The following is a 15,381-nucleotide window of genomic DNA, read 5'->3' on the forward strand; positions in this document are numbered from 1 at the left end:
CTCAGAGGTTCTTCTGGATCTCGGCCCACTTCTTGTCGACGTCGTCCAGACCGCCGCACATGAAGAACGCCTGCTCGGCCACGTGGTCGTACTCGCCGTCACAGATCTTGGTGAAGGCGTCGATCGTCTCGTCGAGCGGGACGGTCGAGCCCTCGATGCCGGTGAACTGCTTGGCCACGTAGGTGTTCTGCGAGAGGAAGCGCTGGATGCGACGAGCGCGCGAGACGATCGTCTTGTCCTCCTCGCTGAGCTCGTCGACACCGAGGATCGCGATGATGTCCTGGAGCTCCTGGTTGCGCTGCAGGATGCCCTTGACCCGGTTGGCCGTCGCGTAGTGGTCCGCCGCGATGTAGCGGGGGTCCAGGATGCGCGAGGTCGAGGTCAGCGGGTCCACGGCCGGGTAGATGCCCAGCGACGCGATCTCACGGCTCAGCTCGGTCGTGGCGTCCAGGTGGGCGAACGTCGTGGCCGGGGCCGGGTCGGTGTAGTCGTCGGCCGGCACGTAGATCGCCTGCATCGAGGTGATCGAGTGACCACGCGTCGAGGTGATCCGCTCCTGCAGCACGCCCATCTCGTCGGCCAGCGTGGGCTGGTAGCCCACGGCCGAGGGGACGCGACCCAGCAGGGTCGAGACCTCGGAGCCGGCCTGGGTGAACCGGAAGATGTTGTCGATGAACAGCAGCACGTCCTGGTTCTGGACGTCGCGGAAGTACTCGGCCATCGTCAGGGCCGACAGGGCGACGCGCAGACGCGCTCCCGGCGGCTCGTCCATCTGGCCGAAGACCAGCGCCACCTTGTCGAGGACGCCCGACTCCTCCATCTCGACGATGAGGTCGTTGCCCTCACGGGTGCGCTCGCCGACGCCGGCGAACACCGACACGCCGTCGTGGTCCTTGGCGACGCGGGCGATCATCTCCTGGATCAGCACGGTCTTGCCGACGCCGGCACCACCGAACAGGCCGATCTTGCCGCCCAGCACGTACGGCGTCAGCAGGTCGATGACCTTGATGCCGGTCTGGAACATCTCGGTCTTGGACTCGAGCTGGTCGAAGGCCGGAGCCTTGCGGTGGATGCCCCAGCGCTCGTTGACCTCCCAGGTCTCACCCTCGGCCAGGTTCATGACCTGTCCGGTGGTGTTGAAGACCTTGCCGAGGGTCTGGTCGCCGACGGGAACCGAGATCGGCTCGCGGGTGTCGGTGACGGGGGTGCCGCGGACGACGCCGTCGGTGGGACGCAGGCTGATCGCGCGGACCATGCCGTCGCCGATGTGCTGCGCGACCTCGAGGGTCAGCGTCTCCTTGGTGCCGGCGACCTCGGTGTCGACCAGCAGGGCGTTGTAGATCTCCGGCATCTGGTCGGCCGGGAACTCGATGTCGAGCACCGGGCCGATGACCCGGGCGACGCGGCCGGTCACGGCGGCCGAGTCGGTGGTGGTCTCTTCGACGGTTGCAGTCATGGTGTCTTCCTCAATCGGACTGGGAGGCCTCGGCGAGCGCGTTCGCGCCACCCACGATCTCGCTGATTTCTTGGGTGATGCCGGCCTGGCGAGCCTGGTTCGCCAGTCGGGTGTACTTCTCGATCAGGTCCTGCGCGTTGTCGGTCGCGGACTTCATGGCCTTCTGGCGCGCGGCGAGCTCGGAGGCCGCCGCCTGCAGCAGGCAGGAGTAGATGCGGCTGTAGAGGTACTTCGGCAGCACGGCCTCGAGCACCTCGGCGGCGCTCGGCTCGAACTCGTAGAGGGGCAGGACCTCGGAGTCCTCCGGGGCCTCCTCCCCCTCGACGATCTCGAGCGGGAACAGACGGATCGCCGTCGGCTCCTGCACCAGCATCGACTTGAAGCGCGTGTAGACCACGAAGAGCTCGTCGACGGCCTGGGCCGGGTCGATGGCCTCCTCGGCCGTCTCGTGCTCCGCGCCGCGAGCGATCAGCTCGTCGCCGATCGCGCGCGCGTCGTCGTACGTGGGCTTGTCCGAGAAGCCGGTCCACGACTTCTCGAACTCACGCTGGCGGAAGTTGAAGTACGACTCCGCCTTGCGGCCGGCCAGGAAGTACGTGACCTCCTTGCCCTCCGCGCGCAGGCGCTCGGCGAGCTGCTCGGTCTCCTTCAGCACGCTGGACGCGTAGGCGCCCGCCAGACCGCGGTCGCTGGCGACCACGAGGATGGCGGCCCGCTTCGCGTCCGGGTTCTCCGTCGTCAGCACGTGGTCGACGTTGGAGTACGTGGCCAGGGCCGACACCGCACGCGTGAGCTCTCGCGCGTACGGTGCGGCCGCGGCCGCGTGCTGCTGGGCCTTGATGATCCGCGACGCGGCGATCAACTCCATCGCACGCGTGATCTTCTTGGTCGACTGCGTCGACCTGATCTTCGCGCGGTACTCGCGGAGTGAGACAGCCATCGTCAGCCTCGCTTCTGTCGGACGATCTGCTCCTGCTCGACGTCCTCGTCGGCGAGTGCGTCGAACTCCTCGTGGCCGGCCTTGATCGATCCACCGTCGCTGGTCTCGAACTGGTCGAGGAAGGAGTCGTACGCGCCGTCGAGCGTCTGGGCGCTCGAATCCTCGAACTTGCCGCTCTCGCGGATCGCGTCGAGGACACCGGAGTGCGAGCGCTTGACGTAGTCGAGGAACTCGGCCTCGAAGCGGTGCACGTCGTTGACGGGCACGGCGTCGAGCTTGCCCGTGGTGGCGGCCCAGATCGAGACGACCTGCTGCTCCATCGGGAACGGGTTGTACTGCGCCTGCTTGAACAGCTCCATGAGGCGCTGTCCACGGGCGAGCTGGGCCTTCGACGCGGCATCGAGGTCGGACGCGAACATCGCGAACGCCTCCATGGCGCGGTACTGGGCCAGCTCGACCTTCAGCGAGCCGGTGACGGCCTTCATCGCCTTGGTCATCGCCGAGCCGCCCACGCGGGAGACCGAGATGCCGACGTCCACGGCGGGACGCTGGTTGGCGTTGAACAGGTCCGACTGCAGGAAGATCTGGCCGTCGGTGATCGAGATGACGTTGGTCGGGATGTACGCCGACACGTCGTTGGCCTTCGTCTCGATGATCGGCAGACCGGTCATCGAGCCCGCGCCCAGGTCGTCGCTGAGCTTGGCGCAACGCTCGAGCAGCCGCGAGTGCAGGTAGAAGACGTCGCCCGGGTAGGCCTCGCGGCCCGGCGGGCGGCGCAGCAGCAGCGACACGGCGCGGTACGCCTCGGCCTGCTTCGACAGGTCGTCGAAGATCACCAGGACGTGCTTGCCCTGGTACATCCAGTGCTGGCCGATGGCCGAGCCGGTGTACGGGGCGAGGTACTTGAAGCCGGCCGAGTCCGACGCGGGGGCTGCGACGATCGTGGTGTACTCCAGGGCGCCGGCAGCCTCGAGCGCGCCGCGCACGGAGGCGATGGTCGAGCCCTTCTGGCCGATGCCGACGTAGATGCAGCGGACCTGCTTGCTCGGATCGCCCGACTCCCAGAACTCCTTCTGGTTGATGATCGTGTCGATCGCGATGGCGGTCTTGCCGGTCTGACGGTCGCCGATGATCAGCTGGCGCTGGCCACGGCCGACCGGGGTCAGCGAGTCGATCGCCTTCAGGCCGGTCATCAGGGGCTCGTGGACGCTCTTGCGCTGCATGACGTTCGGCGCCTGGAGCTCGAGGGCACGACGTCCCTCGAGGTCAGCGATCTCGCCGAGGCCGTCGATGGGCGTGCCGAGCGGGTCGACGACGCGGCCGAGGTAGCCCTCGCCGACGGGGACCGAGAGGACCTCGCCGGTGCGCTTGACCTTCTGGCCTTCTTCGATGCCCTCGAAGTCACCGAGGATGACCACACCGATCTCGCGGACGTCGAGGTTCAACGCCAGACCGAGGGTGCCGTCCTCGAACTCGAGCAGTTCGTTGGCCATCGCCGAGGGAAGACCCTCCACCTGCGCGATGCCGTCGGCCGCGGACGCGACGACGCCGACTTCTTCGGCCTCGCCCTGCGTCGGGGTGTAATCCGACACGAACTTCTGCAACGCGTCGCGGATCTCCTCCGGACGAATCGAGAGTTCAGTCATGCTGTGTGCCTGCCTTCTTGTGCGAACGATGCGTTCTGGTCAGCCTGCGATGCGCCGGCGGGCGGCCTCGAGGCGGGTGGACATGGTGGCGTCGACGACCTCGTCGCCCACGGAGACGGCGATCCCGCCGATCACGGACGGATCGACCACGGTGTTGAGCTGGATCGCGCGGCCGTAGCGACGCGAGAGGGCGTCGGTGAGCCGCTGGCGCTCGGCGTCGTCGAGGTCGTAGGCCACGCGGGCGACGGCGACGAGCCGGTCCTCACGCGCTGCGACCTGACGGCTGAACGCCTCGAGGACCCGCTCGAAGGAGCCGGAGCGTCCGACCGCGGCCTGGCCCAGGAGGGACAGGGTCGACTCGGAGACCTTTCCACCGAAGACGTCCTGCAGCAGGGTGGTCTTCGCCGCGACCGGAACGGTCTTGTCGGAGACGACCTGACGCAGCTCGTCGGACTGGTGGATGACGCGACCGGCCTCGAACAGCTCGTTCTCGAGCTCGTCGCCCCGGCCGGCCTCGTCGGCGGCCCGGGTGAACGCCGCGACTCCGGCGATCTCGAGGCCGTCGGTGAGGTCACGACCCGCGGCCCAGCGACCGCCGACCGCGGCCTGCAGGACCGCGAGGGCGTCCTGGCTGACCTTGCCGTCGAAGATGCCGGCGGCGAGCGTGCGCTTGCCGTCGGCCTCGATCGAGGGATCGGTCAGCACCCGACGCGCCGCGACGGCGGAGTCGAGGGCCTCGACGATGCCGAACAGCTCGGCGCCGACCTGGGCCGCCGACGCGCCCGGCACCGCGGAGACCGCGGCGAGGGTCGCGTCGAGCGACTTGGCAGACGATCCGCGCATCAGTTCGCCGACCCCTCGAGCTCGTCGATGAAGCGCTGCACCGTGCGACGCTGGGCATCGGTGTCGGCGAGGGACTCACCGACGATGCGACCCGCGAGCTCGGTGGCCATGCCGCCGACCTCGGACTTCAGCTGCGCGATGGCCTGCTGGCGCTCGGCCGCGATCTGGGCCTGCGCCGCCGAGACGATGCGCGCGGACTCGGCCTGAGCCTGCTCGCGCATCTCGACGACGATCTGGGCGCCCTGCTCGCGCGCCTCCTCGCGGATGGCGGCGGCCTCGTGCCGGGCCTCGGCCAGCTGCGCCGTGTACTGCTCGAGCGCGGCCTGGGCTTCCTTCTGCGCCGACTGCGCCTCCTCGATCCCGCCCTCGATGGCGGCCGTGCGCTCGGCGTAGGCCTGCTCGAAGTTCGGAATGACGTACTTCCGGATGAGGAAGTACAGGATCGCGAAGACGACCACTGCCAGCACGATCTCCGAGAGGATCGGCATCAGCGGGCTGTGTTCCTCGCCTTCGGCAGCCGTGGCGAGAATCGTGGAGTACATCAGTCAGTTCCTGACGTTGTCAGAGGACGAAGGCGAGCGCGATGCCGATGATGGCCAGGGCCTCGGCAAGAGCGAAGCCGAGGATCGCGATCGTCTGGAGGCGGCTCTGGGCCTCGGGCTGACGGGCGACGCCGTTGATGTAGGCGGCGAAGATCAGACCGATGCCGACGCCCGGGCCGATGGCGGCCAGGCCGTAGCCGATCATGTTCAGGGAGCCGAGGGTTTCGAGATCCACGGATTTTTCCTTTCGTTGACGACGCAGGGCGCGCCGTCGGTTTGCGAAAACTGGGAGGCTATTCGGTTGTGGCCGGCGCTCAGTGCTCGTCGGCGAGTGCCCCACCGATGTACATGGCGGTCAGCAGGGTGAAGACGTAGGCCTGCAGGAACAGGACCAGCAGCTCGAGGAAGCTCACGGCGATGCCCAGGACGAACGACAGCGCGCCGACCGGGATGTACCAGGGGTTGCCGGAGTCGAGGATCAGGTAGGCCGCACCGGTCGCGAAGAGGATCAGCAGCAGGTGGCCGGCGAACAGGTTGGCGAAGAGACGAAGCGCCAACGTGACCGGTCGGACCAGCACGGTGGACAGGAACTCGAGCGGGATGATCAGCACGAGGATCGGGCCGGAGATGCCGCCGGGGACCGTGACGTGCTTGAGGTAGCCGAGGAAGCCGTGCTTCGCGACGCCGACGCCGTTGAAGACGAGCCACACGAGCGCCGCCAGCGGCAGCACGAAGCTGAAGCGCGAGAACGACGGGAACTGCAGGAACGGGATGAGGCCGAAGTAGTTGTTCACCAGGATGAAGGTGAAGAGCGAGAACAGCAGGGGCACGAACTTCATGAAGTCATGCGAGCCGATCGAGTCCCGGGCGACGCCGTTGCGGACGAAGCCGTAGACGTACTCGCCGGCGAACTGCAGCTTGCCCGGGACGACGGCCTTGTTCTTCGAGGCGGCCCAGAAGAAGCCGACGATCAGCGGCACCGAGAGGACCAGCAGGAGCATCGGCTTGGTGACCCCGAAGTCACCGATCGAGAAGACCGGAGGGAGGTCGAAGCTGGCCGGCCCGGGGGCGTGGTAGCCCTCAGAGTCCGAGGCGGCGTTCAGCACGGCGGTCGTCACGGCGGACAATCGATCACCCTTCTGTGGCGTCGAGCCCTGTCGGCCCCGACGTCGGTCGGCAGTTCGCGCGGGTCACTTCTCGCGTTGCGCCATCGCGACCGTGAGAATGCCCAGTGCAGCACCCACCACGACTCCGATGGCCACCATGAACGACGTGTCCCACCATCGGTCGAGCAGGAAGCCCACTCCACCGTAGAAGATCACTCCACCGGCCACACGCCCGAAGGCAACCCACGGATCCTGCGGCGGCGGTGCGTCGTTCATTGCACCCCGAATCTATCAGGGCCGTTTGCAGCCGCTGCAGGCAGGTCGTGAAAGTTGTCACTTGCTCGCGTGCGACCCGTTTCGCAGCGTCGAGGACACGCGGGCGAGGCTCAGTCGCGACCGGTTTCGCCCGGTTCTCCAGCGGTCTTCTCGGGCAGGTCGTACATCGGCGTGCGGTCCCGGGTGGCGTCGACAAGTCGGGCGGTCAGCCACGCGAGGGTGGTGGCGATCACCGTGACCGAGACCGACTCGGGGTCGATCGGGCCCGAGTCGCCGGACGAGCGCTGCAGCACCACGAACAGCGCCAGCAGGGCGACGACCTTCGTGAAGAAGAAGATCAGCGCGAACATCATCGACAGGCCGGGCGTGGCCTTCGCCACGGGTCCGAGGACCGCCGGGGTGGTGGCGAAGAACGCCAGCACGATGACGCCGCCGATGATCGCGCCCAGGAGCCCCTCGACGCCGACGACCGCCGCGGCCACGACCGTGCAGACCACGATCACCGCGAGCGCGATCCACGGGGCGAGCTGGCGTCGTTTCACGACCACACCTTCGATTCGAGTCGGGGAAGCAGGAAGATCGCGGCCGTCACCAGGGCGGTGATCAGCGCGATCGCCACGAAGAGCTGCCAGCCGCTGAACAGGCCCACCGCGACCACCCCGAACGCGACGAGCGCCGCGGCCGCGTACATGAGCAGCACGGCGCGACGGTGCGAGTGCCCGATCTCGAGCAGCCGGTGGTGGATGTGCATCTTGTCGGGGCTGAACGGCGACCGGCCCGCACGGGTGCGCCGCAACACCGCCAGGCCCATGTCGAGGAACGGGATCGTCAGGATCGCGAACGGCAGGATCAACGGGAGTATCGCCGCGGGCAGCAGGCTGGAGTCGGCGCCGCCGATGCCCTCGGAGAGGCTCGTGGCCGGGAACTGCCCGGTGAGGCTGATCGACGAGCACGCCAGGACGAAGCCCAGCAGCATCGAGCCGGAGTCGCCGATGAACATGCGAGCCGGGAAGAAGTTGTGGGGCAGGATGCCCAGGCACGCACCGGCGAGGCTGATCGTGAGCAGCGCGGCCGCGACCGCACGGGTCTCGCCGTTCTCGACGGCGAGGACGAACGCGTAGATGAAGAACGCGATCGACCCGATCGCGGCCATGCCGGCGGCCAGTCCGTCGAGGCCGTCGACGAAGTTCATCGCGTTGGCCGTGGCCACGATGAGGAAGACGGTCAGGATCATCGCCTGCGCCTGATCGAGGCCCAGGTAGGTGTTCGGCAGCGGCAGGTAGACGAAGTGCAGGCCCATCGCCACGGTGATGACGCCGGCCAGCACCTGGCCGGCGAACTTGCTGAGCGCGTCGAGCTCGAAGAGGTCGTCGATGATGCCGACGATGCAGATGACGCTGGCGCCGACGAGGACGGCGCGGACGTCGGCGTAGAGCGACGCGTCGCCGCCGGAGAGGAACGGCAGGTGGGTGGCGGTCAGGTACGCCGCGACGAGTCCGCCCAGCATCGCCGGCCCGCCGAAGTACGGCGTGGGGATGGCGTGGACGTCGCGGTCGCGCACCTGCGCGACAGCGCCGAGCTGCTGGGCCGTCTGCCGCGCGATCGACGACAGCAGGTACGCGACGCCGATCGCGACGCCGAAGACGACGAGGTACTCACGCACCGGCTCCACCGCCGGCGTGCTCGATCGTGTTGTTGTAGCGGTGCAGCGTGGCGAGCTCGATCGCTCCCTGGCGCAGCACGCGCGGCACGGGGCCCGTGACGTCGAGGATCGTGGACGGCGTGGAGCCGGCGGACGGGCCACCGTCGAGGTAGACCTTCACGGACTCTCCCAGCATGGCCTCGGCCTCGTCGGCCGACTCGGCCGCGGGGCGACCACTGAGGTTGGCACTGCTGACCGCGCTGGGGCCCGAACGGCGCAGGACGGCGCGCGTGCGCTCGTCGTCCGGGACGCGGACCGCCACGGTGCCGTGCGTCTCGCCGAGGTCCCACGTGAGCGACGGCTGGGCTCGGAACACGACGGTCAGCGGGCCGGGCCACAGGTCCTCGAGCATCGTCTGCAGCCACGCCGGCGGGCGCTCGGCGACGAGCGCGTCGAGCGTGGCGGGATCGGCGATGAGTACGGGCGGTGGCATGTCACGACCTCGGCCCTTCGCCTCGAGCAGCCGCGCGACCGCCATCGCGTCGAACGCGTCGGCAGCCACGCCGTAGACGGTGTCGGTCGGCAGCACGACGAGCGCGCCCTCGCGCAACGCCGAGACCGCCGCCTCGACACCCTCGTCGAGCTCGGTCGCGCAGTCGAACCTCATGGGTCAAGGTTAGGGGTCGACACCGGCACCCACGGCGCGGGATGCCGCCGGGGGGATCGTTAGAATCGTCAGGATGCGTTCCTCCAGCCTGGTCACCACCGACGTGGCGCGATGACCCCGTCCCCCACGCTGGCCGCCGTCCTGGCCCTGAGCTCGGCGCTCGGGTTCGCGTTCTCGACCTCGTTCCAGCACCTGGCCGCGGGACGCGTGCAGCTCACCGTGACGCATCCCCTGCTCGTGCTGCTGCAGCTCCTGCGCAGCCCGCGCTGGCTGGCCGGCAGCTCGATCGGGCTCGTCGCGTGGCTGCTCCACGCGGTCGCCCTCAACCTCGGCACCCTGTCGCTCGTCCAGCCGATCATCCTGCTGGGCGTCGTGCTCGCGGTGGTCGTGAGGTCGGCGCTCGACCGCCGCTGGCCGCGCCGCAACGAGCTGGCCGGCGTGCTCGTCACGATCGTCTCGCTCATCGCGGTGGTCTCCGTGGCCGACACGAACCACGGCGGCGCGATGGCGCCCACCGGTCTGATGCTGGCCGTGGCCGGAACGGGCGTCGCGACCGCGCTCGTCGTGACGCGCTTCGCGAACGAGCTCCCGCGGCGCGGCATGGCCGCGTTCTTCCTCGGCATGACCGCGGGCATGCTGTTCGGCATCACCGCCTGCCTGATGAAGGTGGTCGGCAGCGCGATCGGCGACCACGGCGTCCCCGGGTTCCTCGGCACCTGGTCGCCGTGGGTGCTGCTGGCGTGCGCGTTCCTCGCGATGTCGCTCAACCAGCGCGCCTACCAGCTCTCGCGCCTCTCGCACTCGATGCCGGTGCTCAACGTGACGTCGGTGCTGCTGTCGATCCTGCTCGGCGCGCTGCTGTTCGACGAGTCGCTGCCGACCTCCCCCGCGACCCTGGCCCTGCAGGCCGTCGGCCTCGTCGGCATCGCGTGGGGCCTCTACCGGATCGCCGACGCCGGCCCCCGGGCCCGCGTCGCCTGACCTCCGCCTCCGCGCCCGCGCCCGCTAGCTCCACTTCTGGAACGGTCTGCACCGTTCTCGACCACGAAAGCGTGCATCCCGTTCCAAAAGTGGGACGGGACGAAGCGGGAGCTAGGGGCGGCGGGCGGTGACGTAGCGGGGGCGGTCGGCGAGGTCGGCGTGGTCGCGGACCTCGGCCCAGCGGGCCGTGAAGACCGCGGGGGCGGACTCGCCCTGGGCGTCGGCGTGCTCGGCGCCGACCACTCCCCCGGAGCGCAGGAGTCGCCAGGCGACCTGCTCGACGACGCGCATCGCGTCGAGACCGTCGTCGCCGGACCACAGCGCGAGCTGGGGGTCGTGGTCGCGGGCCTCGGGCGCGACCGACTCCCACGCGTCAAGCGGGATGTACGGCGGGTTCACCACGACCACGTCGACCGTGCCGTCGAGGTCGCCGAACGCGTCGGCCATGTCGCCGCGGCGCAGGTCGACTCCCGTGCCGTCGAGGTTGCGCAGGGCCCAGCCGTAGGCGGACTCGTCGAGCTCCACGGCGTGCACCCGGGCCTCGGGCACCTCGTGGACCACCGACAGCGAGATCGCGCCGGAGCCGGCGCACAGCTCCACCACGACCGGCGGACGGCCCTGCGCGAGGACCTCGCGCGCCGAGTCGATCGCCCAGCCGGCGAGGAGCTCGGTCTCGGGGCGCGGCACGAAGACGCCCGGCCCCACCTCGACGTCGACGTAGCGGAACGCGGCCGAGCCGGTGATGTGCTGCAGCGGCACGCGACGGGCGCGGGCGTCGATCATCTCCAGGTAGGTACGGCGCTGGGCGTCGTCGACCCGCGCGGTCAGCGTGAGCAGCGCGCGCGGCGTGCCGGTGACGTGGCTCAGCAGGACCTCCGCGTCGTGGCGCGGGGACGCGACCCCGCCCTCCTCGAGCCGCGCGGCGGCGTCCTCGAGCAGGCGGCGCGTGCTCATCCGCGGTCCTCGAGCGCGGCGAGCCGCTCGGCCAGGTCGGCCTCGACGAGCGAGCCGATGACGTCGTCCAGGGCGCCGTCGATGACCTGGTCGAGGTTGTAGGACTTGAAGCCGGTGCGGTGGTCCGAGATGCGGTTCTCGGGGAAGTTGTAGGTGCGGACGCGCTCGGAGCGGTCGACCGTGCGCACCTGCGAGCGGCGCGCGTCGGCGGCCTGGGCGTCGGCCTGCGCCTGCGCGGCGTCGAGCAGCCGCGAGCGCAGGATCCGCATCGCCTGCTCCTTGTTCTGCAGCTGCGACTTCTCGTTCTGGCAGCTCACGACGATGCCCGTGGGCAGGTGCGTGATCCGCACCGCCGAGTCGGTGGTGTTGACGCTCTGACCGCCGGGTCCGGACGAGCGGAACACGTCGATGCGCAGGTCGTTGTCGTTGATCTGGACGTCGACGTCCTCGGCCTCGGGCAGCACCAGGACGCCGGCGGCGGACGTGTGGATGCGTCCCTGCGACTCGGTGACGGGCACGCGCTGGACGCGGTGAACGCCGCCCTCGAACTTCAGCAGCGCGTAGGGGGCCTCCCCCGGCTCGGGCGTGCCCTTGGCCTTCACCGCGGCCGTGACCGACTTGTAGCCGCCGAGAGCCGTCTCGGTGGAGTCGAGCACCTCGACCTTCCAGCCGTGCTGCTCGGCGAAGCGCGAGTACATCCGCAGCAGGTCGCCCGCGAACAGGGCCGACTCGTCGCCGCCCTCGCCGCCCTTGATCTCGAGGATGACGTCCTTGCCGTCGGCCGGGTCGCGCGGGACGAGCATGCGCTCGAGGCGCTCGGCGAGCGCTGGGACGCGACGCTCGAGGGCCTCGGCCTCCTCGGTCATGTGGAGCTCCTGCGCGGCGACGAGGTCCTCGCGGGCCTCCTGCCACTCGCGGTACACCCGGATGATGGCGGTGAGCTCGGCGTAGCGTCGCCCGAGGTCGCGCGCACGGCGCGCGTCGGAGTGCACGGCCGGATCGGCCAGCTGCTGCTCCACCTCGGCGTGCTCGTCGATCAGCGACTCGACGGCTTCGAACACGTCGTCACCTCCTTGCCTTCGGGTGCCCGGACACGACAACGGCGCCGATCGCTCCGTAGAGCGACCGGCGCCGGAGAAGTCCTACTTCTTGCCGTAGCGCTTCTCGAACCGGGCCACGCGGCCGCCGGTGTCGAGGATCTTCTGCTTGCCCGTGTAGAACGGGTGGCAGGCCGAGCAGACGTCGGCGCGGAGGGTGCCCTCGGTCGCCGTGCTGCGGGTGGTGAACGAGTTGCCGCAGGTGCAGGTGACCTGGGTCTCCACGTACGCGGGGTGGATGTCCTTCTTCATGATGTCCTCTCGTGTGGTCGCCGGGTCGGGACGCGGGGCGCGGACCGTGAACCGGAACCAAGGATCGATTGTGCCAGTCGGCATTGGCATAACCCAAATCGGGGCCCGGGTGTTCCCGGCGTTCCGAAAAACCCCGCACCGCCTACTATGACCTCCATGCGCACCGGGAGACTCAAGACCATCCTCGTCACCCTGGTGATGCTCGTCGTCATCGGCGGAGCCGGCCTCTACATCGCGAGCGAGTACGGCCGCTCCCGCGCCATCACGGTGATCGCGGCGGTCGGACTGATCGCTGCCCTCACGTGGGTGGTGCTGGCCGTGGTGTCGATCGCGACCGCGACCCGCGCCCGCCGGGTGGTGTCCGAGGAGGACACGACCCCGCGCAACGAGCAGCGCCCGGTGGCGCGCCGCACGATCCTGCCGGGCGACGACCAGCAGGTGGGTCGTCGTCGCCGCAAGGACGTCTCCGACGCCTGATCAGGCCGGCAGCAGCGCCTCGATGTCCTGGGCGATGTCCTGCGGGCTGGTCGTGGAGCCATAGCGCTTGACGACGTTGCCCTCGGGGTCGACGAGGAACTTCGTGAAGTTCCACTTGATCGCCCCGCCGAGCACGCCCTTCTTCTCGGACTTGAGCCACTGGTAGAGCGGGTGCGCGTCCGAGCCGTTCACCTTCACCTTGGAGAACATCGGGAACTGCACGCCGAACTGCGACTCGCAGAACGTGGCGATCTCGCCCTCGGAGCCGGGCTCCTGGCCGCCGAACTGGTCGCACGGGAACCCCAGGACGACGAAGCCACGCTCGGCGTACGTGTCGTAGAGGTCCTGCAGCGGTCCGTACTGCGGCGTGAAGCCGCACTGCGAGGCGGTGTTGACCACGAGCGCGACCTTGCCGCGGTAGTCGGCCAGCTGCTGCTCGATGCCGTCGATGGTCGTGGCGCTGAAGTCCCAGGCAGTCGTCATGCCGCGAGCCTAGCGACGAGGGCCCGGTCCCCTGACGGGAACCGGGCCTTCGTGGATCGGCAGAGGCGGCTCAGGGCCGCCCGCGGTCAGCTCTGACCGTCGTTGGACCCGCCGGGCATCGTCTTGTTGATCTCCATGAGGAACTCGACGTTGTTCTGCGTCTTCTTCAGCTTGCCCAGGATGAGCTCGAGGCCCTGCTGGCCCTCGAGGCCCGAGAGCAGGCGACGCAGCTTCCACACGATGGCCAGCTCGTCGCGGGCCATCAGCAGCTCCTCGCGGCGCGTGCTGGAGGCGTCGACGTCGATCGCCGGGAAGATGCGCTTGTCGGCGAACTCGCGGCGCAGGCGCAGCTCCCAGTTGCCGGTGCCCTTGAACTCCTCGAAGATCACCTCGTCCATGCGCGAGCCGGTCTCGATGAGCGCGGTGGCCAGGATGGTCAGCGAGCCGCCGTCCTCGATGTTGCGCGCGGCGCCGAAGAACTTCTTCGGCGGGTACAGCGCCGAGGAGTCGACGCCACCGGACATGATGCGGCCCGACGCGGGCGCGGCCAGGTTGTAGGCACGACCCAGGCGCGTGATGCCGTCGAGCAGCACGACGACGTCGTGCCCCAGCTCGACGAGGCGCTTGGCGCGCTCGATGGCCAGCTCGGCGACCGTGGTGTGGTCCGAGGCCGGTCGGTCGAACGTCGACGCGATGACCTCGCCCTTGACGGTGCGCTGGAAGTCGGTGACCTCCTCGGGACGCTCGTCCACCAGGACGATCATCAGGTGGCACTCGGGGTTGTTCTCGGTGATCGCGTTGGCGACCTGCTGCATCACCATCGTCTTGCCGGCCTTGGGCGGCGAGACGATGAGGCCGCGCTGGCCCTTGCCGATCGGCGAGACGAGGTCGATGACGCGACCCGTCATGCCGCCGGCCTGGCCCTCGAGGCGCAGGCGCTCCGACGGGTACAGCGGCGTCAGCTTCGAGAAGTCGACGCGGCGCTTGGCCTCCTCGGCGTCCGACCCGTTGACCGAGTCGACCTTGACCATCGGGTTGAACTTCTCCTTGCGCTCGCCCTCGCGGGGCTGGCGCACCTGGCCGGTGATCGCGTCGCCGCGACGCAGGCCGAGCTTGCGCACGAGCGACATCGAGACGTAGACGTCGTTCTCGCTGGGCAGGTAGCCCGTGGTGCGCACGAAGGCGTAGTTGTCGTGGATGTCGAGGATGCCCGCGGCCGGCACCAGGACGTCGTCCTCGGTGAAGGTGGGGTTGTCCTCGAGGCGGCCACCGCTGCCACCGCGGTTGCGGCCACGGCGGTTGCGGCGGCGTCCGCCGTCGTCGTCGCGGTTGTCGCGGCTGTCGCGGTTCTGGTCGCGGTTGTCGCGGCCCTGGTTGTCGCGGTTCTGGTCGCGGTTCTGGGTCTCGCGGCTCTGGTCGCGGCTCTGGTTGTCGCGGTTGCCCGCGCCCTGACCCTGGCCGCGGCCCTGGTCCTGGTTCCGGTTGCGTCCCTGGCCCCGGCCCTCGCGGTCACCGGACTCGCGGCGATCGCCCTTGTCCTGCGCCTTGTCGCCCTGGGCCTTCTCGCCCTGGCCGCGGTCGTTCTGACCCTTGTCGCTCTTCTCGCCCTGCGGCTTGTCGGCCTTCGCGGGCTTCTCGGCCTGCTCGGCCTGCGCCTCGACCGGCTCGGCCTGCGCCGGCTCGGCCTGCGGGGCGGCGTCGGCGGCCGGCTCGGCGGCGGCCTTCTTGGCGCGGGCGGGGCGCGAGGTCTTCGTCTCGGCAGGCACGTCGATGAGCGTGTCCTGGCTGGCGCGCGGCGCCTCAGCCGGCTTCGCGTCGCCGCGAGCGGTCTTGATGGCGTCGATCAGCTGGCCCTTGCGCATCTTGGCGGCACCTTCGATGCCGAGGCCGTTGGCGATCTCCTGGAGCTCGGCGATCACCTTGCCGCCGAGCGCTCCGCCGGACTTGCGGGGAGCCTTCGCGGGGGCCTTGTCGGCACCCTCCGCGGGAGTGGGATCGACCGTGGTTGATTCCGTCACA

Annotated in this window: 18 protein-coding genes; 2 read left to right on the plus strand and 16 right to left on the minus strand. The window is 69.6% G+C overall.

The genetic code is table 11. The features are described from left to right. Position 1: 1 nt before the first annotated feature. From atpD to BJ975_RS10220, 11 genes are all read right to left on the minus strand, one after another. Positions 2 to 1,456 carry a F0F1 ATP synthase subunit beta gene (gene atpD, locus BJ975_RS10170; protein ID WP_179425533.1) on the minus strand — a complete coding sequence of 485 codons (1,455 nt, stop codon included), beginning with the start codon at positions 1,454 to 1,456 and terminating at the stop codon, positions 2 to 4. Between the two features lie 10 nt (positions 1,457 to 1,466). Continuing rightward, the gene (locus BJ975_RS10175; RefSeq protein ID WP_179425535.1) at positions 1,467 to 2,396 is read right to left on the minus strand and encodes a F0F1 ATP synthase subunit gamma; all 930 of its coding nucleotides are present in this window, start codon (positions 2,394 to 2,396) and stop codon (positions 1,467 to 1,469) included. A gap of 2 nt (positions 2,397 to 2,398) precedes the next feature. Then, entirely contained in the window at positions 2,399 to 4,042 is a 1,644-nt protein-coding gene (gene atpA, locus BJ975_RS10180) for a F0F1 ATP synthase subunit alpha (protein ID WP_179425537.1), read from the minus strand. 39 nt (positions 4,043 to 4,081) lie between these two features. Continuing rightward, on the minus strand, positions 4,082 to 4,885 hold the full coding sequence (locus tag BJ975_RS10185; protein WP_179425539.1) for a F0F1 ATP synthase subunit delta: 804 nt from the start codon (positions 4,883 to 4,885) through the stop codon (positions 4,082 to 4,084). Further along, positions 4,885 to 5,427 (minus strand): F0F1 ATP synthase subunit B, encoded by a 543-nt coding sequence (locus BJ975_RS10190; protein ID WP_179425541.1) that lies wholly within the window; start codon positions 5,425 to 5,427, stop codon positions 4,885 to 4,887. Before BJ975_RS10190 ends, BJ975_RS10185 begins: the two co-directional genes overlap by 1 nt. Positions 5,428 to 5,446: 19 nt before the next feature. Beyond that, positions 5,447 to 5,632 (minus strand): ATP synthase F0 subunit C, encoded by a 186-nt coding sequence (atpE, locus tag BJ975_RS10195; protein ID WP_179428207.1) that lies wholly within the window; start codon positions 5,630 to 5,632, stop codon positions 5,447 to 5,449. 109 nt (positions 5,633 to 5,741) lie between these two features. Further along, complete coding sequence (gene atpB / locus BJ975_RS10200) at positions 5,742 to 6,545, minus strand: F0F1 ATP synthase subunit A (RefSeq protein WP_269307038.1); 804 nt, start codon at positions 6,543 to 6,545, stop codon at positions 5,742 to 5,744. 72 nt (positions 6,546 to 6,617) lie between these two features. After that, a complete protein-coding gene (locus BJ975_RS10205; protein WP_179425543.1) occupies positions 6,618 to 6,809 on the minus strand; it encodes a hypothetical protein in 192 nt (63 codons plus the stop codon). A 110-nt stretch (positions 6,810 to 6,919) separates the two neighbouring features. Further along, on the minus strand, positions 6,920 to 7,351 hold the full coding sequence (locus tag BJ975_RS10210; protein ID WP_179425545.1) for a hypothetical protein: 432 nt from the start codon (positions 7,349 to 7,351) through the stop codon (positions 6,920 to 6,922). Continuing rightward, positions 7,348 to 8,472, minus strand: a complete 1,125-nt coding sequence (locus tag BJ975_RS10215; protein ID WP_179425547.1) for an MraY family glycosyltransferase — start codon at positions 8,470 to 8,472, stop codon at positions 7,348 to 7,350. The genes BJ975_RS10210 and BJ975_RS10215 overlap by 4 nt, the downstream gene beginning before the upstream one ends. Next, entirely contained in the window at positions 8,465 to 9,118 is a 654-nt protein-coding gene (locus BJ975_RS10220) for an L-threonylcarbamoyladenylate synthase (protein WP_179425549.1), read from the minus strand. The genes BJ975_RS10215 and BJ975_RS10220 overlap by 8 nt, the downstream gene beginning before the upstream one ends. 111 nt (positions 9,119 to 9,229) lie before the next feature. Here BJ975_RS10220 and BJ975_RS10225 point away from each other — a divergent pair, with 111 nt between their 5' ends. Continuing rightward, the gene (locus BJ975_RS10225; RefSeq protein WP_179425551.1) at positions 9,230 to 10,099 is read left to right on the plus strand and encodes a DMT family transporter; all 870 of its coding nucleotides are present in this window, start codon (positions 9,230 to 9,232) and stop codon (positions 10,097 to 10,099) included. 111 nt (positions 10,100 to 10,210) lie between these two features. Here BJ975_RS10225 and prmC read toward each other — a convergent pair whose 3' ends face one another. From prmC to rpmE, 3 genes are all read right to left on the minus strand, one after another. Next, positions 10,211 to 11,053: a peptide chain release factor N(5)-glutamine methyltransferase gene (gene prmC, locus BJ975_RS10230; protein ID WP_179425553.1), complete on the minus strand. Its 843-nt coding sequence runs from the start codon at positions 11,051 to 11,053 to the stop codon at positions 10,211 to 10,213. Then, positions 11,050 to 12,114: a peptide chain release factor 1 gene (gene prfA / locus BJ975_RS10235; RefSeq protein ID WP_179425555.1), complete on the minus strand. Its 1,065-nt coding sequence runs from the start codon at positions 12,112 to 12,114 to the stop codon at positions 11,050 to 11,052. The genes prmC and prfA overlap by 4 nt, the downstream gene beginning before the upstream one ends. Before the next feature lie 81 nt (positions 12,115 to 12,195). Continuing rightward, positions 12,196 to 12,402 (minus strand): 50S ribosomal protein L31, encoded by a 207-nt coding sequence (gene rpmE, locus BJ975_RS10240; protein WP_179425557.1) that lies wholly within the window; start codon positions 12,400 to 12,402, stop codon positions 12,196 to 12,198. A gap of 156 nt (positions 12,403 to 12,558) precedes the next feature. On the opposite strand from rpmE, the gene BJ975_RS10245 reads away from it, so the two are divergent. Continuing rightward, the gene (locus tag BJ975_RS10245; protein ID WP_179425559.1) at positions 12,559 to 12,879 is read left to right on the plus strand and encodes a hypothetical protein; all 321 of its coding nucleotides are present in this window, start codon (positions 12,559 to 12,561) and stop codon (positions 12,877 to 12,879) included. Here BJ975_RS10245 and BJ975_RS10250 read toward each other — a convergent pair whose 3' ends face one another. Together BJ975_RS10250 and rho are read right to left on the minus strand one after the other, a co-directional pair. Then, complete coding sequence (locus BJ975_RS10250) at positions 12,880 to 13,362, minus strand: glutathione peroxidase (protein WP_179425561.1); 483 nt, start codon at positions 13,360 to 13,362, stop codon at positions 12,880 to 12,882. Between the two features lie 86 nt (positions 13,363 to 13,448). Further along, positions 13,449 to 15,380, minus strand: a complete 1,932-nt coding sequence (gene rho / locus BJ975_RS10255; RefSeq protein ID WP_179425563.1) for a transcription termination factor Rho — start codon at positions 15,378 to 15,380, stop codon at positions 13,449 to 13,451. Between the last annotated feature and the right edge of the window lies 1 nt (position 15,381).

Origin of the sequence: Aeromicrobium tamlense (assembly GCF_013408555.1) — a bacterium.
GTDB lineage: Bacteria > Actinomycetota > Actinomycetes > Propionibacteriales > Nocardioidaceae > Aeromicrobium > Aeromicrobium tamlense.